Raw genomic sequence first — 22,680 nt, forward strand, 5'->3', positions numbered from 1 at the left:
AACGGCTACGGCATTCGTTAAGATGGAGTCGTACCGAAAAAGTTCAAGTTCTGTACAGAAAAAAATGCTTCATCCTCCGCCAAGCGTTCAGAAATTGACGAACAACGACGCCATGCCCAAATGGTGCATCTTGGCGTCGCGGTGGTTGGCATCGTCGAGGTATTGGTTTAAATAACCCAGTTCGGCCCGCACATTTTTGTCGAAATTCCAACCGATACCGCTGAAGGCCCGGTTTTGGTCGAAGCCGGATTTACCGCCCCAGTCGGTGCTATTGACCCGGTAAAACGCTTCGTCCCAGGCGATGAAGCTCAGCCGCGGTTCGAAATCGAACGGATGCATGAATTTGACCATCTGCCGCGGCCGCTCGCGGACTTGGTCGCCGCGCAGGAAATTGGTCTCCCACATGGTGCGGAAGGTGAAGGTGCCGATTTCGGTCGGAAGGATGTAGCGGAACGCCGGCCAAATATCCTGTTGCGCGATATAAGGCTTGCCAATGTTCTGGGTCGGCAGCCAAGTGTAACCGGCCCAGATCGTGGCCCGGTCGCTCAGCGAATAACCCACCGCGGAACGCACCATGCCCTGGTACCAATGGCCCCAGTTACCGTCGAAGCGCGACTGGCCTTCCAGCCAGACCCGACCTTTTGCCAACGCCGGATCGACCGCTTTCAAGCTGCCTTCGCCGACGATTTGCAGCCAGGCGCCGGTATCTTCGGCTAACTCGCCGCCATGCGCCGCTGCACCGGCGGCCGTGAAGGCGAACAACAGTATTTTTAAAACCTTACCTGAGTAGAAAATGCGCGTCATCGCTTTGCTCCGAGATCGAGTTCCGGTTTTTGGCAGGCAAATCTCGGGCATAGCCGGCCGATCCGGGGTCGGCTCGGGAGTATTGTCTGCGGTGATTATGGTTTGGCCCGGCGGCCAATGATGCTCCGGAGCCGCCCCAAAAAACAGGCGGCTCCGGAAGGTTAGCTCGTCAAACGCTGAGCTTGCGCCGCGCCGCTAGATGGTGGTCGGAATAGCTGTGATGATCGTCGAGGCCGACGATTTCGCATTTGCCGCCGGCGTGGCGATACTCTTCCGCGTAGTGGTGGATAAACTCCATCACGGTGTGGTCGATCAATTCGACGTCGGTCAGATCGAAAAACAGATTTTCGCCTTGCGGGAAGTCGGCCAGCATACTTTTCAAACTGATGAAGTTGGAGAACACCGCCGCACCGCTGACCGCGATATGGTAGCTGCGCGGATCGGTTTGCTGCACGTGGTACGCCAACGAAAACACGTTGCCCGGTTTCAAGCCGCGGGTCATGTGGATCAGCAATTCGGCGACGATACCGATCGCGACGCCGACCAGCAAATCGGTCGCGATAACGCCGATGATGGTAATCACGAACACGACGAAATTATCCAAACCGACCGACAAGGTTTTGGCGAATTCTTTCGGCGACGCCAGCCGGAAACCGGTGAAAACCAGCAATGCCGCCAAAGAAGACAATGGAATTTCGTGAATTAAGCGTGGAAACAAGGCCACAAAGGTCAACAGCAGCAAACCGTGGAAAAAATTGGCCCAGCCGGTTTTAGCGCCGTTGTTGATATTGGCCGAGCTACGCACGATTTCGGCGATCATCGGCAGGCCGCCGACGGAACCGGCGATCAGGTTGCCGACGCCGACCGCGGCCAAGTCGCGATTCAGATTGGAGTTGCGTTTGTAAGGATCGAGTTTGTCCACCGCCGATGCGCTCAACAGGCTTTCCAGACTACCGACCAGCCAAATCGTCACGACCGCCACCCAGAACTCGGAGGTAGCGATTTTGGCAAAATCCGGAAAATAAAAGCCGGACATGAAATTCTCTGGCACCGCCACCAAAAAGGTCGGGCCTATTGTGTATTGGTGGTGCGGCAGGATTTCGGCTTCCGGTAAAAACAGGTATTGGTGGATATGGTCCAAATCGAAGTATTGGCCCAACGCCAAGCCAACCATGACCACCAGCAACGGCGCCGGGATCATTTTCAGAGTCGGTTGTTTGATCACGGACCAGACGATCAGCAAGGCTAATCCGCACAGACCGATCAACGACACTTCCGGGTTCATTTCGATGATCGAATGCGGGATCTCGGCAATCGTGCCGAGCAGGGTTTTGGCTTCCGGCTTCACGCCCAGCAAGGTATGAACTTGCTTGGCCATGATGATGATGCCGATGGCCGCCAACATGCCATGAACCACTGAACTGGGAAAAAAAGCACTGAGTTTGCCGGCTTTGAACACGCCGAGCAGAATCTGCAATACGCTGGCAACGACGATCGCCGCCAAGGTGTAGCGGTAGCCGGCCATCGCGTCGCCCTGCCCCAACGACTGCACCGCATCGACGATGACCACGATCAAGCCGGCCGCCGGCCCGTTGATCGTCACATACGAACCGCTGATGCGGGAGACGACCACGCCGCCGACAATGGCGCTGATGATGCCGGACATCGGCGGAAAGCCCGACGCCATCGCGATGCCCAGACAGAGCGGTAACGCAATCAAAAACACCAGAAAACCGGAAAGCAAATCGCTACGCCAGTTTTCGACCAGGCCGGGAATACCGGTTTTCGGCAACACAAGCTGAGATACTTGGGACATAAATAGCGCTCGTTCGAGTTTGGAAAACCTGTTTCAAACAAGAACCATGCCACCCAATGCCAAACGCTGCCAAACCCGCCGATTCTCCCGGCGCGAACCCGCTCAGATCGGCATCTGCAAACCTGAATGCCGCCCAGCGCGGCCGGGCAGTGGTTTATACAAACCCGTATTTTGGTTGAAATCCACCCGTACCCGACCGCAGTTGGGCATCGGCGATCGCTTTGGCGCTGACACGCCGACTCGCTCGCAGCGCAACACCAAATTAGCTTCCCAATTGGTATCTCATTAAAACTCTCGGCGATCTAAACCATGCGCAAGCCGGCGAACCGAACCGCGCCACCGTTAATTCGGCGCCGATTGGTTCAAATAAACCATCCACATCCGTTTTTTGCACCACCCGCAAGTCACTGCCAAATAAACACAATATAAATCAAACACCTATAAATGGCACGCGCCATGCTAGGCCTTAATCAGCATCCCCGCCTGGATTGGCTCGGTTGCGGCCAAGCTCCGGTTTTCAGTTGCCGAGATTGGCCCGCGTCCGGCCAATCCGGCCGGCTTGCAATTCATCGGCTACCGCCAGCAGGCTGAACTCTCCGGTAACCGTAGAAAGCTCTTTTGACCAACGAGGTTTAGTACATGGAACTGGTTAGCCATACCCATCATGCGGCGGAGTCGAACGACAGCCACTCCGACCGCCGAGATCGCGGTTTCGACCTGAATCGCGCCATCGACAGCGTTTCGCACTGGTTGCCGACGCAAGGCCCGCTGAAAGACTTCATCCACCACAATACCTTACATGCGGTACAACACCTGCCGTTTCACGAAGGCGTCGCGCTGGCGGCGAAAATATTCGGCGCGCGCAGCTATTTGCCGCTATCGGATTACCAAAACCGCTACCGCGAAGGTCGTATTAGCGACCATGCCATCGACTGGGCTTTGCAACGGTCCGGCGTGAACGGCAGCCAACGCCAAGCGCTGCGCGACAGCCTGTTTAGTGCAGACAAGCAAAGCCATTACCCACCGATTTCTCTGGCCAACCACGGTATCCGCACCCACTGGTTGAACCGCTTGGAAGTGGATTTGAATGCGCTGGTGCATCCGGTCCTGTTCCGTTTGCTGGCCAACTTCCTGGACCAGGGCATCAGCCGCTGGAGTTTGCCGAAAGCAGACGAGAGTTTTTGGGACTGCATATTGCGCTTAACCCAGAACAGCCTGTTGCCGTTGTATCCGTTTCAAGAAAAAAACGTACGCGACCTGCTCACCCTCGGCCCGGATCAAGTCATTCTGCACTGTTTGCAACGCATGGTCGGCGTCGAAACTTGGTACGAACAGTACCTTCTGGAAATGCTGCTCGGCCATCCCGGCTGGTCCGGTATGGTCAGATTGATCGAGCTGAATCCGCAAACCTTGCTGGCCCGCCGCGACATTTCGTTGAAGCAATTGATCGCATTCGAACTGGCTTGCGAACTGGCATTCTTGCGGAAAAAACGCGGTGTCAATTTCGGCAATATTGCCGGGTTGAAACAATTGGACACGGTACCGCGCTTCAACGGCGGCGCGATGCGGACCCAGGTTCCGTTGCGGTTGAAAGTCTGGCACGAGGCCATGGAATGGTCGCTGCACAGCGAATTGCTGCAAGCCATCAAACGCCAGCCGGGGCCCGGCCCCAGCCAAACCGCCAAGTCGCCCGTCCAAGCCCAGGCCCTGTTTTGCATCGACGACCGCGAATGTTCGTTACGCCGGCATCTGGAAGAAACCAATCCGGCGATTCAAACTTTCGGCGCCGTCGGTTTTTTCGGCATCGATTTCCTGTACCAGGGCCTGGACGACGTGTATCCGGTGGCACAATGCCCGAGCGCGATTACGCCCAAGCATTTGATCGTCGAAGCGGCGGAAAACCAACCCGAAACCAAACCCAAAACCGGCAAGCTGTCCAGCCTGCATTTTACGGCGCATTCGATGCTGCGCGGCTGGCTGTTTACTCAGACCTTGGGTCTCGGTTACGCGGCGCGCCTGGCCTGGAACGTGTTCCGTCCCGGCGCCGGCCTGCTCAACATCGAACAGCTCAGCGAAGTCAAAGCCCATAGCCACTTGCACCTGCTGCGCGAGACCGACGAACCGACGCCGGAAGGCTATTTGCTGGGCTTTTCCTTTCCGGAAATGGCCGACCGGGTCGGCGGCCTGTTGCGCAATATCGGCTTGACCAAAGATTTCGCGCCGCTGGTCGTCATCGTCGCCCACGGTTCCAGCAGCGTGAACAATCCACATTTCGCCGCTTACGATTGCGGGGCCTGCGCCGGCAAACCGGGAGCGCCGAATGCCCGCGCCTTCGCCTGGATGGCGAATCAACAACCGGTACGGGACATTCTGCGCGAACGCGGTATCGACATCCCGGCCGACACTTATTTCGTGCCGGCATTGCATAACACCAGCCGCGACGAAATCACTTATTTCGATCCGAATACTTATCTGCACCGCGACCATAAAACGCTGCACGCCTTCAAGCACGACATGCACCATGCCCTGTTGCGCAACGCGCGCGAACGCTGCCGTTGGTTCGAGTTGGGTCCGCAATCGCATTCGAATAAGGAAGCCCACCAACACGTGGTGGCCCGCGCCTCGTCAATTTTCGAACCGCGCCCGGAATACAACCATTCCAACAACCTGTATTGCTTGGTTGGCCGCCGCGAACTGAGCCGGCACTTGTTTATGGACCGGCGCTCGTTTCTGCATTCCTACGCTCCGGATAGCGACGCCAAAGGCGAAATCCTGGCCAAGATTCTGTCCGCGATCATTCCGGTCTGCGGCGGCATCAACTTGGAATATTTGTTTTCGCGGATCGACAATTCGGTGTACGGCGCCGGCACCAAGCTGCCGCACAACGTGATCGGCTTGCTGGGCGTCGCCAACGGCGTCGAAGGCGATTTGCGTACCGGCTTGCCGTCGCAGATGATCGAAGTCCACGAACCGGCCCGGCTGCTGATGATTATCGAACAAGCCACCGGCACTGTGGATAAAGCCTTGGCCGCTATCGGCGGTTTGAGGCAGTGGCTGGACGGCGAATGGATCCGGTTGGCCAGTTACGACCCCGCCAGCCACGACATGAAGTTGTACACCAGACACGGCTGGGAAAGCATCGAACTGCCGGAGAGCGTGCAACCCCCGGCCGCAGCGCATTCGGAAAAAATCATCGTCGGTAAAACCGCGACGATTCCGGTACACCAATTGTTAGGGAGGCACGTATGAACGGCTTGATGTTGGCCTGTTTGTTCTTTCCGCTGCTCGGTATGCTGCTGATATTGCTATTCGGCAGCAGCGAGCAGCGCATTTCGACGATCAGCCTGTGGACCAGCCGCGTGAAGGGCGCCAGCGTGCTGAGCCTGTTGGTTGCCTGGGCGGTTGCCGGTTTTCCGGCTCACGAATTGGTTTGGTTCGATCTGTACGCGCAAGGCGGCTACCGCTTTCCGATTCTGTTTTATCTGGACCGGATCAGCGCGGTGTATTTATTCTGCGCCTGGCTGATTTTCTCGATTATCGTGCGTTATTGCCGGGTCTATCTACACCGCGAAACTGGTTACAAACGTTTCTTCCTGACGATCTTCGGTTTTGCGTTCGGTTTGAATCTGGTGATTCTGTCCGGTTCGATCGACATGCTGTTCGCCGGCTGGGAAATCGTCGGGGTTTCGTCGTTTTTGTTGATCGCCTTTTACCGGCACCGGCCGCAGCCGATCCGCAATGCCTTGCGCGCTTACAGCATTTACCGCTTCTGCGACGTTGGCTTGCTGCTTGGCGCCTGGATGAGCCATTTGCTGTTTCACGAAAGCCAGCATTTCAGCCAACTGGCCAATTTGTTCCAGCACGCTGCAATGCCGCCGGCCGGTTACGCGTCGCTATTGGTGTTGTCCTGGCTGATCGTCATCGCCGCCTCCGGCAAATCGGCGCAATTCCCGTTCTGCTTCTGGTTGCCGCGGGCGATGGAAGGGCCGACGCCGTCCAGTGCGATTTTTTACGGTGCGTTATCGATCCATTTGGGCGTTTTCCTATTGTTACGCACCATGCCGATCTGGACCTACCATTATTTGCCGCGCACCATGGTGTTGGTGATCGGCTTGCTGACCGTCGTAATCGCCAATCTGTCCGAAAAAACCCAATCCAATATCAAAGGCCAGGTCGCCTACGCCTCGATCACCCAGGTTGGCTTCATGTTCATGGAATTGTCGCTGGGCCTGGAAACCTTGGTTCTGGTGCATTTCCTCGGCAACGCCTTCCTGCGTTGCTACCAGTTGCTGGTGTCGCCGTCTATCGTCGCCCATTTGCTGCGGGTGGAAGGCTCGGTCGATACCGACTTCGTCATCAAACCCAGCGCGATGCGGGAATTTCTGCCCAACTCCATCCGCGACACCTTGCCGGCGGTGCTGCAAAACACGCTGTATGTGTTCGCATTGCAGGAAGGCAATCTGGAACGCTTGGTACGTTCGACCTTGTGGGACCCGCTGAAGCAAATCGGCGCCCGCATGAACCAGGTCAGGCCTGCATTCAGGTATTTCAGCATCGTCGGTTTGCTCGGTTTGATCGTACTCGGCGAAAACGAAACCTGGTTCGATCGCGGCTATTTGTCGATCCCTATCTCCGTGGCAATGGTGGTAGCCTCGCTGAGCGCATTCAGCCAAAAACACAGTCCGTTCAAAGTCTGGAACGCGATCGCGACCAGTTGCGGCTTGGCCGGAATTGCGGTGTGGATGATGGATCCAGCGGTTTACGGCGACGTGTTGCTGTTCCTGAGCGGCGTGCTGCCGTCCTGGCTATTGGGGGTATTGGTATTGCGCCGAATGCTGGCGCAGGAAAACTTCGCCGAGGAGCCATTCCGCTACCGGGCCATGGCCGAGACCCGACCGCGGGCTTCTTTGCTGCTGTTTCTGAGTTTTCTGGGTTTAGTCGGCTTCCCGATCACGCCGGCGTTTCTGGGCGAAGACCTGTTATTGGCCGACGCTACCCGGCTGCATCCGTGGTTTGCTCTGCCCATCACGCTGGCCTTCGTCGTCAACGGCATCGCCGCCGCCCGCGTCTTCGTCAGATTATGCATGGGCCGCCCCAGCGAGGTTTGCAGCCAGGCGCACGAATCCGCCTAGTGACTTTATCGGCCAATCATGGCATTAATGTGGTGCTAGGCGCGCCCTTTGCGCGCCATGAATCAATCGGCCATCAACGTGGCCTGCACACGATAATAATTTCACAGGAGGATACATGCGTACATTTCCAACCGTTATGCTGGCACTTGCCTTGAGCGGCGCCGCGAGCCAGGCTTTGGCGCAAGAGGCGCCGGTTTCGGACAAGGTCAGGGCCAGCGTCCTGAAACGCCATCCGCAGGCAACCGATATGCAAGGCCAGTTGGAAACCCATTTCGGCCAACAATTGCTGGAAGTCAGTTTCAAGGATGCGGAAGGCCAAGTTCTGCATGAATTGTTCCGTTCCAACGGCGCATTGTTTACCGGCGAACTGGTATTGGAAAATCCGCAACAAGTCCCGCCGATGGTCACCGAAACCGTCAAGGCCAATTTTCCGGATTCGCGCATCGAAAAAGCCGAGCTGGTGGTGAATCCGAACGGCGTAGGCGAAGAATACGAATTGTTGATCGACTCCGCCAATGGCAAATGGCGGATAGCGGTCAACGACAAGGGCGAGGTCACCTCCAAAGAACGCCGCTAATTCCGCCTTTTCGTATCGATTGTAATCCGGTCGCGGCCGCCTCTATACCGTGGCGGCCGGCCGGTTCCCGCAATGCCGCCGCTCTTTTCAACTGGATAACAGCCTTTGATTAATCCGAGGGTGGCAAGCGCATGGCTATTTTTTTACAACACTCGCCCGGTGCAGATGCTGCCGGTACCTCGGCCAACGCTCCATCCGGCCACAAATTACTGCGAACGAAACTGATCGGTTCGGCGATTTTGGCTTTAAGCTTATTGCCAGCCTTGCCGGCGAGCGCCGAAAAACAGCAGCGGACCGGCAAAGCCCGAGTGCGGAATTTACCCGACATCGAAGCCACGCCCAGCGGGCAAAAGGCGTTCGACCAGGAATTCAATCTGGATTCGTCAGCCGGAATTTCCAACACCTCGTTCGACTACGGCGCCGGCGCGGGTTGGAACATAGGCATTAGCCTGCTAAACGCGCAGTTCTACAGCGGTTTCGGCACGGCCTCAGCATTTCAACCGGATTTGCTGTTCAACCTTGAGAAACACTGGTTATTCGGCGACAGCCAATTGATCGCCGGCAATCAAAGCGGCGCCGGTATCCTACCGCAGGCAACGGTTTTCATGCACTATGCGTATTTGGACGCCCAGCAACATCTGGACGCTTGGGATATCGACATCGATATCGGCAGTTATTACGCCAACGCCGCCCTCGCCGGCCAACGTAGCGTCGGCGCGCACGTCAATCTCGAAATTCCCGTCGCCGACAGCCTCAGATTGAACGCCGATTATTTAACCGGCCATAATTCCGTCGGTGCCGCGACGTTCAAACTGATTTATCCGCTACCGCAACATTGGCAAATTGCCGCCGGCGTCCAAATTCCCAATCTGCCCGGCAACGGCGAATACATTGCCTTATGCGGCTTTTACTGGCGGCAATGACCGGATTGGGCAAGTCAACCCGACCAAAGCGAGAGGCATAGATGAACTTCAAATTGAACGGCCAAACCAAACCGGAAATACCCTTCTGGGCCTTGCCGGCCGCAGACCATCTGAAAAAACTGGACAGTTCCGAACAGGGTTTGACGACCACTGCCGCCGACGAACGGCTCCGGCAATACGGCCCGAATCGGCTGAACCATAAGCAACCCAACTCCCCCTGGCGTTTGTTGCTGGCCCAATTCAAAAGCTCCATCGTGCTGTTATTGTTGTTCGCAACCGGGGTATCGTTTTACCTACACGACCGGGTCGACGCCGCCATCATTTTGACCATCGTCTTGATCAGCGGCCTGCTTGGCTTTTGGCAGGAAAAGGGCGCTGCCGACGCCGTGGTTAAATTGTTAGCGATGGTTCAAATCAACTCCGCGGTACTCCGCGACGGTAAAGTCTGCGACATTCCGGCGCAAGATATCGTAATCGGCGACGTGGTCGACTTGAAAGCCGGCGACATCGTGCCGGCCGATTGCCTACTGCTCGCTAGCGCAAATCTGTTCGTCGACGAGGCCGCATTAACCGGCGAGAGTTATCCGGCCGAGAAAATCCCCGGATTAGCGGCCGCCGATGCACCTTTGAGCAGCCGCAGCAACGCGTTATGGATGGGTAGCCATGTGCAAAGCGGTTCCGGCCGGGCTTTGGTGGTCGCCACCGGCGAAAATAGCGAATTCGGCAAATTATCCGGCCGCTTAAAACTGAAGGCGCCGGAAACCGAGTTCGAACGCGGCGTGCGCCGGTTCGGTTACCTGTTGATGGAAGTCACGCTGATTTTGGTCATGGTCATTTTCGCGGTGAACGTCTATCTGCACAAACCGGTAATGGACTCCTTTTTGTTCGCATTGGCACTGGCGGTCGGCCTGACGCCGCAATTATTGCCGGCTATCGTCAGCGTCAATCTGGCCCACGGCGCCAAACGCATGGCGGAGCACCAAGTCATCGTCAAACAACTAGCCTCGATCGAAAATCTGGGCAGCATGAACGTGTTATGTTCGGACAAGACCGGCACATTGACCCAAGGCAACGTACAGGTGCACGCCACCACCGATGCCAGCGGCGCGGCTAGCGACCGAGTCGCGCGCTATGCCTACCTGAACGCCGCCTTCGAAACCGGGTTCAATAATCCGATCGACGCGGCACTACGCCAATTCAAAACCTTCGACTTGAGCGCCAGCCGCAAGCTCGACGAAATTCCCTACGATTTTTACCGCAAACGGCTGAGCATGTTGGTAGCGGACGCCGGCCAACACCTGTTAATCAGCAAGGGTGCGCTGCAAAATATTCTGGATGTCTGCGGCCATATCGAACATGGGGACGGCGAATTGGTCGAGCTCGAACAAGCCAAACCGGCGATACTCGAACGCTACAAAAGCTACAGCGAACAAGGTTTGCGGACGTTGGGTCTGGCCTACAAACCGCTTGCGAGCGGACAAAGCGGCGTCAGCGGCGGCGACGAATCCGACATGCGCTTTTTGGGATTTTTGACCTTCTTCGATCCGCCCAAGGCCGATTGCATAGCGACTATTCAACAGTTGAAGGATCTCGGCGTTACCTTGAAAATCATCACCGGCGACAATCGCTTAGTCGCGGAAACGGTCAGCCAACAGTTGGGTCTCGGCGGCAGCAAAATTCTGACCGGACCGGAAATCGCCCGTATCAGCGACCAGGCTCTGACCCAACAAGCCGGCGAGACCGATTTATTCGCCGAAGTGGAGCCGAACCAGAAAGAACGCATCATCATGGCATTGAAAAAAGCCGGCTTCGTCGTCGGTTACATGGGCGACGGCATTAACGACGTCTCGGCGCTGCATGCCGCCGACGTCGGCATTTCGGTGGATAGCGCTGCCGATGTGGCGAAAGATGCCGCCCAAATCGTATTGCTGGAAAAGAGTTTGCAGGTGCTGGTCGGCGGCGTCCGTGCCGGCCGGGTTACGTTCGCCAACACGCTGAAATATGTGTTCATGGCCACCAGCGCCAATTTCGGCAATATGTTCAGCATGGCCGGCGCCTCGCTGTTTCTACCGTTTCTGCCTTTGCTGCCGAAACAAATCCTGTTGACCAATTTACTGACCGATTTTCCGGAAATGACCATCGCCTCGGACAATCTAGACGCAGAAATGATCGAGCAACCGCGGCGTTGGGATATCCGCTTTATCCGCAACTTCATGGTCACCTTCGGCTTGGTCAGTTCGCTGTTCGATTATCTGACCTTCGGCCTGCTGTTATGGCTGGGTGTGCCGGAGCAGCAATTTCGCACCGCTTGGTTTTTGGAATCGGTGATTTCAGCCGCGCTGATCGTGTTTGTCGTCCGCAGCCGCAAACCGTTCTTTCGGAGCAAACCCGGCAAATATTTGCTGTGGGCGACCATGGCCGTGGTAGCGGCTACTGCGGCACTGCCCTATTCGCCGGCGGCGGATTTGATTGGATTCGAACCGTTGCCGGCCGAGTTACTGGGCTGTTTAGGCGCAATCGTCATGCTTTACATCTTTTCGGCAGAGTTGGCCAAGCGCTGGTTCTACCGCTTCCTGCAGCCTTAACCCGTGCGCCATGCCCCGACCATCCCCGGCCTCGCCTGTCTACTTGTGCTTTTCGGAACGGTACGCGTTTAAAATATCGGTATGACAAACCACGATTCGCGCGCCGGCGCACTGTTTCCCGGCTTTTCCGCTCCCGACCGGGCCAAGATCGACGCGGCCTTGGCCTGGATCGAAGAATTGGGCGCCAACCGCATCGAATCGCAGCGGCCGAAAGGGATCGATGTCGCCGCGATCCTGATGGGCGTGCATATCGACCTGGAAACCATTCTGGCGACGTTGTTGAGCGATTCCCGCGTTGCCGACCGCATCGACGAAGCGCAAGTCCGCGAACGTTTCGGCGTCACCGTGGCCGGCTTATGCCAAGACGTGGCTTGGCTAAACAAGGTCAGCATTTACACGCCGGACATGGCCAACCAGCCGAACCAGGCCGAAATCCTGCGCCGCATGCTGTTGGCGATGACGCACGACGTGCGGGCGGTCTTGATCAAATTGGCTTTGCGGATACAGCGTTTGCGCGACCTGCAGCTGGAACAGGAGGACATCCGCCGCTTCATCGCCCGCGAAACGTTGGATATCTACGCGCCGTTAGCCAACCGGCTCGGGATCAGCCAGTTCAAATGGGAATTGGAGGATTTGGCCTTCCGTTACCTGGACCCGGACAATTACCGCTTTATTAGCGCCTCGCTGGCGGAAAACCGCGAACAGCGCCAGGCCAGCATCGACCGGTTTTTGCAGGAGCTGAAAGCGCTGCTGGCCGAGCATGGCTTGGCTGCAAAAGTTTACGGCCGGCCGAAACATATTTACAGCATCTGGAACAAGATGCGCCGGAAACAGTTGCCTTTAGCGGATTTGTACGATTTGCTGGCGGTGCGGGTCGTGGTCGATTCGTTGCCGAATTGCTATATGGTGCTGGGTTTGGCCCATAGCCAATGGCAGCACATTCCGCGCGAATTCGACGATTACATTGCCAACCCGAAGGAAAACGGCTACCAATCGCTGCACACGGTGGTACTGGATAGCCACGGCAACCGGATCGAAATCCAGATCCGCACCAAGGCCATGCACGAATTTGCCGAGCTTGGCGTCGCCGCACATTGGCGCTACAAGGAAGGCAGCAAATTCAACGCGGCCACCGAAAAGAATATCGCCTCGCTACGCCAGTTGCTGGAAGACAAGGACAGCACCGATAACCTGCTGGAGAATTTCCATACCGAGTTGTTTTCGGACCGGGTGTTCGTGCTGACGCCGGCCGGCAAGTTGATCGATTTGGTCAAAGGCGCCACACCGCTGGATTTTGCTTATGCGATCCATACCGAAATCGGCCATAGTTGCCGCGGCGCCAAGGTCAACGGCCAAATCAAGCCGTTGACTTACAAACTCAGCTCGGGCGAACAGGTCGAGATCATTACCGTCAAAAACGGCCAGCCCAACCACAATTGGTTGAATCCCAACCTGGGCTATTTAAAGACGCCGCGGGCGATCAGCAAGGTAAAAAGTTGGTTTAAACAGCAACAGCAGGCCGAAAACATTGCCGCCGGCAAACAGATTCTGGACAAGGAAAGCAGACGCCTCGGCCTGAAAAGCGTCGATATGGCCGAGTTGCTGAAGCACTTCAAAATAGCGGACGCCGAGCATCTTTACGAAGCCTTGGGCCACGGCACCATCAATAACCGGCAATTGGCGAATGCGCTGAAAATTCCGGAACTGGAACCGACGCCGGTCAAGTGGGTGCCGAGCCAAACCGCGGCGCAATCGGCCGTGACCATAGACGATATCGACAATGTCGTCACAACGCTGGCGAATTGCTGTTCGCCGGTCAAGGGCGACGATATCATCGGCTTTATCTCGCATAAGCGCGGTATTACGATACACCGCAAGGATTGCGACAACATCCGCCATTTATCGGCGGAGCAGCAATTGCAGTTGGTCAAAGCGGAATGGAGCGGCCAGAAATCGGTACACCACAGCGTGCCGATCGTGATCCATGCATTCAATGCCCAAAATCTGCTGAACGACGTCTCGCAAGTGTTGGCGACCGCGAAAATCCATATCAGTAACGCCTCGCTGAAAACGCATGAGGATTTATCGGCGATTTTGCATATGACGATACAGATCGAGAATACCGCGCAACTGAGCGCGGTGTTAACCCGGATCAGCCACCTGCCCAATATTATCGAAGTAAAACGGAAGGTTTAGAGATTTTGTCGCATGGCTTTCGCCGACATTTTTAGAAGCTCGGCGGAGGATTCATGCTAACATAGCCGTTTTAACATTATGGGCTTTTACTATGGCAAAAGAAGATCAAATTGAAATGGATGGCAAGGTCATCGACACCCTGCCGAACACGATGTTTCGCGTCGAACTGGAAAACGGCCACATCGTCACCGCGCATATTTCCGGCAAAATGCGCAAACATTACATCCGTATCCTGACCGGCGACAAAGTTCGCGTGGAAATGACCCCTTACGACCTGACCAAAGGCCGCATCACGTTCCGGAATCGCTAACCCGCTCCGGGCTAGCGATTGCCTCCCCCGCTTTACATCACTTGATTCAATTCGGAAACGACTAGCTGTTTGCCTTCGATGGCAAATGCCAATTCGCCATTCTCGACGTGTATCCGCACGTGACCGCCATTCGCCAAACGCCCGAACAGCAAGTCTTCGGCCAGCGGCTTCTTGATTTTTTCCTGGATCAAACGCGCCATCGGCCTGGCCCCCATTTTCGGATCGCAGCCGTGTTCCGCCAGCCATGCCCGCGCGGCAGGTTCCAACGTCAATGTCACATTTTTGTCCGCCAACACCGCTTCCAGTTCGAAGATGAACTTGTCGACGACGCTGCCGACCACGGCCATATCCAAAGGCTTGAATTGGACGATGGCATCCAAACGGTTTCTGAACTCGGGCGAGAAGCCGCGTTCGATAACCTTCATGCTGTCCGAAGCATGGTTTTGCAAGGTAAATCCTATCGAGGCCCGGCTACTTTCCTCGGCTCCGGCATTAGTGGTCATGATCAGAATGATGTTTCTGAAATCGGCTTTACGGCCATTGTTATCGGTCAACGTGCCGTGGTCCATGACCTGCAGCAGCAAATTGAACACGTCCGGATGGGCTTTTTCCAATTCGTCGAGCAATAACACCGCATGCGGATGCTTGGTCACCGCTTCGGTCAACAAACCGCCCTGGTCGAAGCCAACATAGCCCGGAGGCGCACCGATCAGGCGCGAGACGGTATGCCGCTCCATGTACTCCGACATGTCGAAGCGAATCAATTCGATACCCAGCACCTTGGCTAATTGCCGAGTCACCTCGGTTTTACCGACGCCGGTCGGACCGGCAAACAGGAAGGAACCGATCGTCTTGGTGGTATCGCGCAATCCCGCTCGCGACAATTTGATTGCGGCGGCCAATTCGGAAATCGCTTCGTCCTGACCGAACACCAGCATCTTCAGGTTCTTTTCCAGGTTGGACAGCTTGTCGATATCGTTGGCAGACACCGATTGCGCCGGTACCCTGGCAATCTTGGCGACAATCTCCTCGATCTCGGCGGTGTCTATGGTCTCTTTACGCTCCCCGGCCGTGAACAAACGTTGTCTGGCGCCGGCTTCGTCGATGACGTCGATCGCCTTGTCCGGCAAATGCCTATCGGTGATGTAGCGGGCCGATAATTCCACCGCCATGCGCAAGGCTTCCTGGGTGTATTTAAGGCCGTGATGCTCTTCGAAACGGGACTTCAAACCTTTCAGAATCAGTACCGTATCTTCGATGGACGGTTCGACCACGTCGATTTTTTGGAAACGCCGCGCCAAGGCATGGTCTTTTTCGAAGATGCCGCGGTATTCCTGATAGGTCGTCGAACCGATACAGCGCAACTGGCCGGAAGCCAACACCGGTTTGATCAAATTCGAAGCGTCCATTACGCCGCCGGAAGCGGAACCGGCACCGATGATGGTATGGATTTCGTCGATGAACAAAATCGAATCCGGCTCTTTTTTCAATTGGTTGATCAACGCTTTTAAACGTTTTTCGAAATCGCCGCGGTATTTGGTGCCGGCAACCAACGCCCCCATATCTAACGAATAAATTGTGCTGTTCATCAATATCTCGGGGACTTGCTCTTCGACAATCCGCTTCGCCAAACCCTCGGCGATTGCGGTTTTGCCAACGCCGGCTTCGCCGACCAACAACGGGTTGTTTTTCCGCCGCCGGCACAAGACCTGGATGGTCCGCTCCACCTCTATTTCCCGACCGATCAGCGGATCGATATTGCCTTTCAAGGCCTCTTCGTTCAGATTGGTAGCGTATTTTTCCAGCGGACTGGTCAAATTCTCGTTGTTGCCACGCTCGCCTTCCGGCTCCTCGCTGCTTTCTTTTCTGAACTGTTCGATTTTGGAAACCCCGTGAGCCAGGTAATTGACGACATCCAGACGCGTGATGTCTTGCTTGTTCAGCAGATAAACCGCATGCGAATCCTGCTCGCTGAACAAGGCGACAAACAGGTTGGCGCCGGTCACTTCTTTTTTGTCGGAAGCCTGCACATGAAATACCGCCCGCTGCAACACGCGCTGGAAGCCTAACGTCGGCTGGGTTTCGCGTTGGATACCTTCCGGAATCAAGGAAATGGTTTCGTCGATAAACCGGGTCAATTCCGCCCGCAACGCATTGACGTTGCAACCGCAGGCTATCAGGATCGGAATCGTCGTCACGTTATCCAGCAAGGCCAGCAGCAAATGCTCGACGGTGATGAACTCGTGGCGCTTGGCATGAGCCCCGGTAAAAGCAGCATTCAATGTCACTTCCAGTTCTTTACTTAGCATGGCTTACCTCTCACGCCTCTTCCATCGTGCACATCAACGGATGGTGATGTTCACGGGAGTATTCGTTAACGATATGTACTTTGGTTTCGGCCACATCCTTGGTGTAAGTGCCGCACACCCCAACGCCTTGGGTATGCACTTGCAACATCACTTGGGTGGCCCGCTCTTGGCTCATGTTAAAAAAGTCGGTCAGAATCTCGACGACAAAATCCATGGGCGTGAAATCGTCGTTAAGCAAAATGACTTTGTACAACGGTGGCCTTTTCAACTGCGGCTTGGCTTCTTGCAGCGCAGTGGTGCCGTCGACGTCTTTAAAGGGTTCAAAATCGGACATAAACTTCTGTGGTGCAAAATCGCTGTGAACTTAAAAATAGCGCCTTAAACATTAAATTTCAATCTTTACCCATATAAAAAACATTTCTAGTAAAATGCGCGCCTTTTAACGTTTTATGCCGACAATATGGTCTGGAAACCCCACGTTACCGTCGCCGCCGTCATCGAAAAAAACGGGCGTTTTCTTCTGGTCGAAGAGACAACGGCACAAGGCATTGCGTTCAATCAACCGGCCGGACATTTGGAAGAAGGCGAAGACCTGATCGCCGCCGTCATCCGGGAAGTGCGGGAAGAAACCGCCTGGGAATTTCAGCCCGAAACCCTGATCGCGACACAACTATGGCGGAGAAATCCGGAAATGCCCAGCTTTCTGCGCTTCTGCTTCGCCGGCACCGTCGGCAACCATAATCCCGAACAAGCGCTCGACGACGGCATTATCGGCACTCATTGGCTCAGCCGCAACGAGATTTGCGCCCGCCGCGATCAATTGCGCAGCCCGTTGGTGCTGACCACCATCGACGAGTACCTAAAAGGCCAACGTTACCCGCTGAGCCTGTTACAAACATTTTTAGACCAAGCATGAGTAAACACATCATCGTCGGCATGTCCGGCGGCGTCGATTCTTCCGTTACCGCATTAGCGCTGCAAGAACAGGGCCATAAAGTGACCGGCTTGTTCATGAAAAACTGGGAGGAAGACGACGGCACCGAATACTGCACCGCGATGCAGGATTTGGCCGACGCGCAACAAGTGGCCGACAAACTCGGCATAGAATTGAAAACAGTCAACTTCGCCGCCGAATACTGGGACGAAGTGTTCGAAGTGTTTTTGGCGGAATTCAAAGCCGGCCGCACCCCCAACCCCGACATTCTGTGTAACAAACACGTCAAATTCAACGCCTTCCTGAACTACGCCATCGAAGACCTCGGCGCCGAATACATCGCTACCGGTCACTACGCCCGCGTCCGCGAACGGGACGGCGAATTCGAACTATTGAAAGGCCTGGACCCGGCCAAGGAACAAAGCTATTTTTTGTACGCGATGGGCCAGAAAGCCTTGTCCAAAACCCTATTCCCGATCGGCCATTTGCACAAAACCGAGATTCGGGCGATGGCTGACAGAGCCGGCTTCGCCAACAGCCGCAAAAAAGACAGCACCGGCATCTGTTTCATCGGCGAACGCAAGTTCAGGGAATTCCTGGAACGCTACCTGCCCCACCAACCCGGCGAAATGCGCACGCCTGAAGGCAAATACATCGGCAAGCATCACGGCTTGATGTATTACACCCTGGGCCAACGCCAGGGCTTGGGCATAGGCGGCGTAAAAGACGCGCCGGACGAACCGTGGTTCGTGCTGGACAAAGACCTGGATAACAACGTGCTGATCGTCGGCCAAGGCCACGACCATCCCTTGATGCTGCACAACACCTTGGAAGCCGGCCAACTGGACTGGTGCGGCAGCCAACCCGTGACCCAAACTCTGCGCTGCGCCGCTAAAACCCGCTACCGCCAGCCGGATCAGGATTGTATTGTCGAACCGCTGGATGGCGGCGCACGCGTCAAAGTCCGCTTCGACCGGCCGCAACGGGCGATCACGCCGGGGCAGTCGGTGGTGTTTTATCAGGGGGAGGTTTGCTTGGGTGGAGGGATAATTGAGGCTAAGTACAATGAACCGGATTGAATGACGTCCCAAAGCCGTCAAGCAATTGCGCAAAATTGCCGACAAAGCGTTGCGCGAACAAATTTACGATTCATCCCAAGTACTGAAAGACTTTCCTGAGTGCGCCAGCATCAAAAAATTGACCAAACATGAATACAGCTACCGCTTGCGTGTCGGTGCTTATCGGGTATTCTTTGAGTTTGACGACATCGTCAAGGTTGTTTCCATTGAAGAGGTGAAAAAACGCGATGAGCGCGCATACTAATATTCAAATTATCAATGGTCTCGACGGCACCCCGGCTTTTGTGGCGCTTCCTTATGCCGGCTATCTGAAGGATCATGTCACAGAGGCTACCACCATTCCTAACGAAGTGATCGGCGCCGTTATTAAACAAGACATTACGCCGATTAAAGCTTGGCGGGAATATTTGCATTTATCGACAGACGAAGTTGCTCACCAACTGGGCGTTTGTGAAGCAGAATATATTGATATAGAAAATCAAAAAAAACTCCACAAACCGTTACTTAAAAAAATGGCAGTCGCGCTGAACATTAATATCGATCAATTAAATTTTTGATAAAATTTTTATCGCCATTTCAGCACAGCGCTTAAAATCAAATACACATAGGATAAACAATGCTAACCAATTTACGCATTAGAAACTTCCGCATGCTAGAGGACTTGGAGATTCCAAAGCTTGGCCGTGTTAATTTGATTGTCGGAAAAAACAATAGTGGTAAAAGTTCTATTCTGGAAGCTTTGAGACTTTATACAGGAAAAGCCAGCCCAGAGTTAATGCGCAGAATATTAATTAGTCACGACGAATACTACGATTTTAATCAAAATTCAAACATAGAAAATACCAATAACTGGCACGGTTTAAAAAACCTTTTTACCAACAGAGAGTTTCCTGAAAACGAAAACACCTTTATATCGATTGCTTCCGAAGAAGGTAACCTAATAAAAATAGAATATGTTTTTTACTACATTAAGGAAGAACCTGTAATAGATAATGAAGGCGACATTATTGATATAACATCCCGTCGGGTCATAATAAATCAATCAGAACTTTCAACAATTGAGGAAACATCACTACCTACCCCTGCCATTCGCATCACGTTAAAATCCGGCAGAAACACTTTGCTTGATTTAAACGAAGATAATAGAAAGCGACCTCTCTCTGTTTTTTGGCTTTTAAACGCCGGCGACTCGCTGAAATGCAGCTTCGTTTCGACTACTTTTTCAAGCACTGAATCTCTGGCGAAACTGTGGGATCAAATCACAATTGGCCCTAATGAAGATATTGTTTTAGACGCTCTAAAAATAATTGACGAAAACATTGAAAGACTAGCTTTTGTTGAAAGCGAAAATAGAACAGGCCGATTAGCTATCATAAAACTAAAAAACTCTGATACCCGCATACCATTAAGCAGTATGGGGGATGGTATGTCCAGAATTTTACAACTTATACTTTCTGTATTTTCGGCGAAAGATGGTCTCCTATTGATAGACGAATTCGAAAACGGCCTACACTACAGCGTTCAAGAAGAAGTCTGGCGCATAATTTTTCAATTAGCTAAAGACCTAAATATTCAAGTCTTTGCGACAACCCATAGCTGGGACTGTATCGAAAGCTTTACTAAAGCAGCTGTTTCAAGCCCGGAAGAAGGCATTTTACTAAAAGTATCCAAAAGTAAACTTACCAGCGACAATGGAAAAATCATTGCCACTATTTATGATGAAGAAGCACTAAAAACAGTTACTGCGTCCGCTCTTGAGGTTCGTTAATGAGTAGTTGGAAACTATTAGTAGAAGGCAAGGATGATCAGGATTTTTTTAATGCTTTATGTAGCTTGGTTATTGGAAAAAACAAAATTGACATTTTTCCACCAAAGACTCTCGACATTAACTCTGGCGACGGATGGTCGAATTTAATTAAAAATTTACCGTTACTCCTTAACCAACTAAAGAATGGCGATATTGATAAACTTGGAATTATTTTAGATGCCGACTATCCGCCTGAGAACTCTGGTGGCTTTCAAGAGCGTTATAAAAAAGTAACGGAAAAACTAGCAGAAGTCGGCTACACAATCCCCAACACACCAAAATTTCAGAAGGGTGATATTTTTAACCACCCAGACGGATTGCCCAATATTGGTCTATGGATCATGCCTGATCATAAAAATGACGGCATGCTGGAAAGCTTTATCGAAAGCCTAATTACTGATACCACTCAAGCTTCGCTTTTGCAACATGCGGAGCAAGCAATAAGCAACTTGCCAACAGTATTATTCAAGCCTCAGTTACACACATCGAAAGCCAAAGTATTTAGTTGGCGCGCTTGGCAAGATAAACCAGGCTCGTCTCTAGCCAGAGCTTTATATAAAAATATTTTAGACCGCAATCAAGCATCGAGCTTCGAAGCTTGGTTGACTGATACATTTAAATAAACATAGTTTTTAGGTTAAATCACCATGACCCTCACCGCCATCTCCCCCATCGACGGCCGTTACGCCAATAAAGTCGACGCCTTGCGCCCCATTTTCAGCGAATACGGCTTGATCCGTTACCGGGTCGAAGTGGAAGTGCGCTGGCTGCAAGCTCTGGCCGCCGAAGCCAAGATCGCCGAAGTGCCGGCCTTGTCCGCCGAAGCGACCGCCGTATTGAATAAAATCGTCAGCGATTTCTCCGAAGCCGACGCCCAGGCCGTCAAGGACATCGAGAAAACCACCAACCATGACGTCAAGGCGGTCGAATATTTTCTGAAGAAAAAGATCGAAGGAAACGCCGAACTGCTGGCGATCAACGAATTTTTCCACTTCGCCTGCACCTCGGAAGACATCAACAACCTGTCCTACGCCCTGATGCTGAAGGAAGGCCGCGGCCTGATTTTGGCGGAAATCGATGCGACGATAGACGCGATCAAACAATTGGCTTTGGCCAGCGCCGATCAACCCATGCTGTCGCGCACCCACGGCCAATCGGCGACCCCAACCACGGTCGGCAAGGAATTTGCCAACGTCGTCGCCCGCATGCAACGCCAGCGCCAACAACTTGCCAACGTTGAATTGCTGGGCAAAATCAACGGCGCGGTCGGCAATTACAATGCTCACAGCGTCGCCTACCCTGACGTCGATTGGCCGGCTTTCGCACAAAACTTCGTCGAGTCGCTGGGCCTGACCTTCAACCCCTACACCATCCAGATCGAACCGCACGACTACATGGCGGAGTTTTTCCATGCCCTGTCGCGCTTCAACACCATCCTGCTGGATTTCGACCGCGACGTTTGGGGCTATATCTCGCTGGGTTATTTCAAGCAAAAAACCGTGGCCGGCGAAGTCGGCTCCTCGACCATGCCGCACAAGGTCAACCCCATCGACTTCGAAAACTCCGAAGGCAACCTGGGCCTGGCGAATGCAATTTTCGGCTTTCTGGCCGACAAACTGCCGGTATCCCGCTGGCAGCGCGATTTGACCGACTCCACGGTGTTGCGCAACATTGGCGTCGGCATCGCCCACACCAGCATCGCCATCCAATCGACCTTGAAAGGCATCTCCAAGCTGGAACTGAATCCTGCCTTGCTCGACCAGGATTTGGATCAAAACTGGGAAGTATTGGCCGAACCGATTCAAACCGTGATGCGCCGCTACGGCATCGAAAAGCCTTACGAGAAATTGAAAGAACTGACGCGCGGCCAGCGCGTTACCGGCGACGGCATGCGCGCCTTCGTCGACAAGCTGGAGATTCCGGCCGAAGCCAAGGCCGAATTGCTGAAATTGACGCCGCACAGCTACACCGGCTACGCCGCCGCATTAGCAAAGAAAATTTAACCGAGCCGCTCAACGGCGAAGCGGGCGGCCGCTTCGCCTATCGAGTTAGGCCGAACTATTTCAGTGCGTCGGGGCCGGTTGCGTCCGCTATTGGTGCGGACCGCGCGTATTGCCGGTTACGCAGCCGAATTCCGATGCCTGCCGACTCTTAGCGGGCAACATTGACCGAAGCCCATTCCGCCGTGTTTTGTCGAAAACAACGCCG

General features: G+C 54.1%; 17 protein-coding genes and 1 pseudogene. 14 read left to right on the forward strand and 4 right to left on the reverse strand.

The genetic code is table 11. The features are described 5' to 3' along the window. Positions 1 to 87: 87 nt before the first annotated feature. Together VXJ35_RS14665 and VXJ35_RS14670 are read right to left on the reverse strand one after the other, a co-directional pair. Positions 88 to 804: a DUF2490 domain-containing protein gene (locus VXJ35_RS14665; RefSeq protein ID WP_082880939.1), complete on the reverse strand. Its 717-nt coding sequence runs from the start codon at positions 802 to 804 to the stop codon at positions 88 to 90. 169 nt (positions 805 to 973) lie between these two features. After that, on the reverse strand, positions 974 to 2,620 hold the full coding sequence (locus VXJ35_RS14670; RefSeq protein ID WP_064022140.1) for a SulP family inorganic anion transporter: 1,647 nt from the start codon (positions 2,618 to 2,620) through the stop codon (positions 974 to 976). 639 nt (positions 2,621 to 3,259) lie between these two features. Between VXJ35_RS14670 and VXJ35_RS14675 the strand changes: the two genes are divergently transcribed. The 7 genes from VXJ35_RS14675 to infA all read left to right on the forward strand — a co-directional run bounded on the left by VXJ35_RS14675 (position 3,260) and on the right by infA (position 14,343). Further along, positions 3,260 to 5,869, forward strand: a complete 2,610-nt coding sequence (locus VXJ35_RS14675) for a YbcC family protein (RefSeq protein ID WP_064022141.1) — start codon at positions 3,260 to 3,262, stop codon at positions 5,867 to 5,869. Beyond that, complete coding sequence (locus VXJ35_RS14680) at positions 5,866 to 7,752, forward strand: proton-conducting transporter membrane subunit (protein ID WP_064022142.1); 1,887 nt, start codon at positions 5,866 to 5,868, stop codon at positions 7,750 to 7,752. Before VXJ35_RS14675 ends, VXJ35_RS14680 begins: the two co-directional genes overlap by 4 nt. A gap of 115 nt (positions 7,753 to 7,867) precedes the next feature. After that, on the forward strand, positions 7,868 to 8,329 hold the full coding sequence (locus VXJ35_RS14685; protein WP_157198195.1) for a hypothetical protein: 462 nt from the start codon (positions 7,868 to 7,870) through the stop codon (positions 8,327 to 8,329). 131 nt (positions 8,330 to 8,460) lie between these two features. Further along, positions 8,461 to 9,252 carry a hypothetical protein gene (locus VXJ35_RS14690; protein WP_064022144.1) on the forward strand — a complete coding sequence of 264 codons (792 nt, stop codon included), beginning with the start codon at positions 8,461 to 8,463 and terminating at the stop codon, positions 9,250 to 9,252. Between the two features lie 41 nt (positions 9,253 to 9,293). Further along, the gene (mgtA, locus tag VXJ35_RS14695) at positions 9,294 to 11,837 is read left to right on the forward strand and encodes a magnesium-translocating P-type ATPase (protein ID WP_064022145.1); all 2,544 of its coding nucleotides are present in this window, start codon (positions 9,294 to 9,296) and stop codon (positions 11,835 to 11,837) included. An 81-nt stretch (positions 11,838 to 11,918) separates the two neighbouring features. Next, a complete protein-coding gene (locus tag VXJ35_RS14700; protein ID WP_064022146.1) occupies positions 11,919 to 14,033 on the forward strand; it encodes a bifunctional (p)ppGpp synthetase/guanosine-3',5'-bis(diphosphate) 3'-pyrophosphohydrolase in 2,115 nt (704 codons plus the stop codon). A gap of 91 nt (positions 14,034 to 14,124) precedes the next feature. Continuing rightward, positions 14,125 to 14,343: a translation initiation factor IF-1 gene (gene infA / locus VXJ35_RS14705; RefSeq protein WP_013819653.1), complete on the forward strand. Its 219-nt coding sequence runs from the start codon at positions 14,125 to 14,127 to the stop codon at positions 14,341 to 14,343. 32 nt (positions 14,344 to 14,375) lie between these two features. On the opposite strand, the gene clpA is transcribed toward infA, so the two are convergent. Continuing rightward, entirely contained in the window at positions 14,376 to 16,652 is a 2,277-nt protein-coding gene (clpA, locus tag VXJ35_RS14710) for an ATP-dependent Clp protease ATP-binding subunit ClpA (RefSeq protein ID WP_064022147.1), read from the reverse strand. Between the two features lie 10 nt (positions 16,653 to 16,662). Next, on the reverse strand, positions 16,663 to 16,986 hold the full coding sequence (gene clpS / locus VXJ35_RS14715) for an ATP-dependent Clp protease adapter ClpS (protein ID WP_054761148.1): 324 nt from the start codon (positions 16,984 to 16,986) through the stop codon (positions 16,663 to 16,665). 126 nt (positions 16,987 to 17,112) lie between these two features. On the opposite strand from clpS, the gene VXJ35_RS14720 reads away from it, so the two are divergent. The 7 genes and pseudogenes from VXJ35_RS14720 (at position 17,113) to purB (ending at position 22,475) form a co-directional block, all read left to right on the forward strand. Further along, a complete protein-coding gene (locus VXJ35_RS14720; RefSeq protein ID WP_064022148.1) occupies positions 17,113 to 17,568 on the forward strand; it encodes an NUDIX hydrolase in 456 nt (151 codons plus the stop codon). Continuing rightward, positions 17,565 to 18,665: a tRNA 2-thiouridine(34) synthase MnmA gene (gene mnmA, locus VXJ35_RS14725; RefSeq protein ID WP_064022149.1), complete on the forward strand. Its 1,101-nt coding sequence runs from the start codon at positions 17,565 to 17,567 to the stop codon at positions 18,663 to 18,665. The genes VXJ35_RS14720 and mnmA overlap by 4 nt, the downstream gene beginning before the upstream one ends. 19 nt (positions 18,666 to 18,684) lie before the next feature. Next, positions 18,685 to 18,909, forward strand: a pseudogene (locus tag VXJ35_RS14730) (type II toxin-antitoxin system RelE family toxin); the annotation flags it as partial. Next, a complete protein-coding gene (locus VXJ35_RS14735) occupies positions 18,893 to 19,222 on the forward strand; it encodes a helix-turn-helix transcriptional regulator (protein WP_064022150.1) in 330 nt (109 codons plus the stop codon). The pseudogene VXJ35_RS14730 and the gene VXJ35_RS14735, both read left to right, overlap by 17 nt. A gap of 59 nt (positions 19,223 to 19,281) precedes the next feature. Then, the gene (locus tag VXJ35_RS14740) at positions 19,282 to 20,433 is read left to right on the forward strand and encodes an ATP/GTP-binding protein (RefSeq protein ID WP_064022151.1); all 1,152 of its coding nucleotides are present in this window, start codon (positions 19,282 to 19,284) and stop codon (positions 20,431 to 20,433) included. Beyond that, complete coding sequence (locus VXJ35_RS14745; protein WP_064022152.1) at positions 20,433 to 21,095, forward strand: DUF3226 domain-containing protein; 663 nt, start codon at positions 20,433 to 20,435, stop codon at positions 21,093 to 21,095. Before VXJ35_RS14740 ends, VXJ35_RS14745 begins: the two co-directional genes overlap by 1 nt. 24 nt (positions 21,096 to 21,119) lie before the next feature. Then, entirely contained in the window at positions 21,120 to 22,475 is a 1,356-nt protein-coding gene (purB, locus tag VXJ35_RS14750) for an adenylosuccinate lyase (protein ID WP_064022153.1), read from the forward strand. Positions 22,476 to 22,680: the final 205 nt, after the last annotated feature.

Source organism: Methylomonas sp. DH-1 (assembly GCF_046097555.1).
Taxonomy (GTDB): Bacteria; Pseudomonadota; Gammaproteobacteria; order Methylococcales; family Methylomonadaceae; genus Methylomonas; species Methylomonas koyamae.

Bases quoted from the DNA above. Each gene is read 5' to 3' on its own strand.
- purB (WP_064022153.1), top strand. From the start codon at position 21,120: ATGACCCTCACCGCCATCTCCCCCATCGACGGCCGTTACGCCAATAAA.
- VXJ35_RS14720 (WP_064022148.1), top strand. From the start codon at position 17,113: ATGGTCTGGAAACCCCACGTTACCGTCGCCGCCGTCATCGAAAAAAAC.
- VXJ35_RS14665 (WP_082880939.1), bottom strand. From the start codon at position 804: ATGACGCGCATTTTCTACTCAGGTAAGGTTTTAAAAATACTGTTGTTC.
- VXJ35_RS14670 (WP_064022140.1), bottom strand. From the start codon at position 2,620: ATGTCCCAAGTATCTCAGCTTGTGTTGCCGAAAACCGGTATTCCCGGC.
- VXJ35_RS14700 (WP_064022146.1), top strand. From the start codon at position 11,919: ATGACAAACCACGATTCGCGCGCCGGCGCACTGTTTCCCGGCTTTTCC.
- VXJ35_RS14735 (WP_064022150.1), top strand. From the start codon at position 18,893: ATGAGCGCGCATACTAATATTCAAATTATCAATGGTCTCGACGGCACC.
- VXJ35_RS14745 (WP_064022152.1), top strand. From the start codon at position 20,433: ATGAGTAGTTGGAAACTATTAGTAGAAGGCAAGGATGATCAGGATTTT.
- VXJ35_RS14685 (WP_157198195.1), top strand. From the start codon at position 7,868: ATGCGTACATTTCCAACCGTTATGCTGGCACTTGCCTTGAGCGGCGCC.
- VXJ35_RS14680 (WP_064022142.1), top strand. From the start codon at position 5,866: ATGAACGGCTTGATGTTGGCCTGTTTGTTCTTTCCGCTGCTCGGTATG.
- mnmA (WP_064022149.1), top strand. From the start codon at position 17,565: ATGAGTAAACACATCATCGTCGGCATGTCCGGCGGCGTCGATTCTTCC.
- clpA (WP_064022147.1), bottom strand. From the start codon at position 16,652: ATGCTAAGTAAAGAACTGGAAGTGACATTGAATGCTGCTTTTACCGGG.
- VXJ35_RS14690 (WP_064022144.1), top strand. From the start codon at position 8,461: ATGGCTATTTTTTTACAACACTCGCCCGGTGCAGATGCTGCCGGTACC.
- VXJ35_RS14675 (WP_064022141.1), top strand. From the start codon at position 3,260: ATGGAACTGGTTAGCCATACCCATCATGCGGCGGAGTCGAACGACAGC.
- VXJ35_RS14740 (WP_064022151.1), top strand. From the start codon at position 19,282: ATGCTAACCAATTTACGCATTAGAAACTTCCGCATGCTAGAGGACTTG.
- mgtA (WP_064022145.1), top strand. From the start codon at position 9,294: ATGAACTTCAAATTGAACGGCCAAACCAAACCGGAAATACCCTTCTGG.
- infA (WP_013819653.1), top strand. From the start codon at position 14,125: ATGGCAAAAGAAGATCAAATTGAAATGGATGGCAAGGTCATCGACACC.
- clpS (WP_054761148.1), bottom strand. From the start codon at position 16,986: ATGTCCGATTTTGAACCCTTTAAAGACGTCGACGGCACCACTGCGCTG.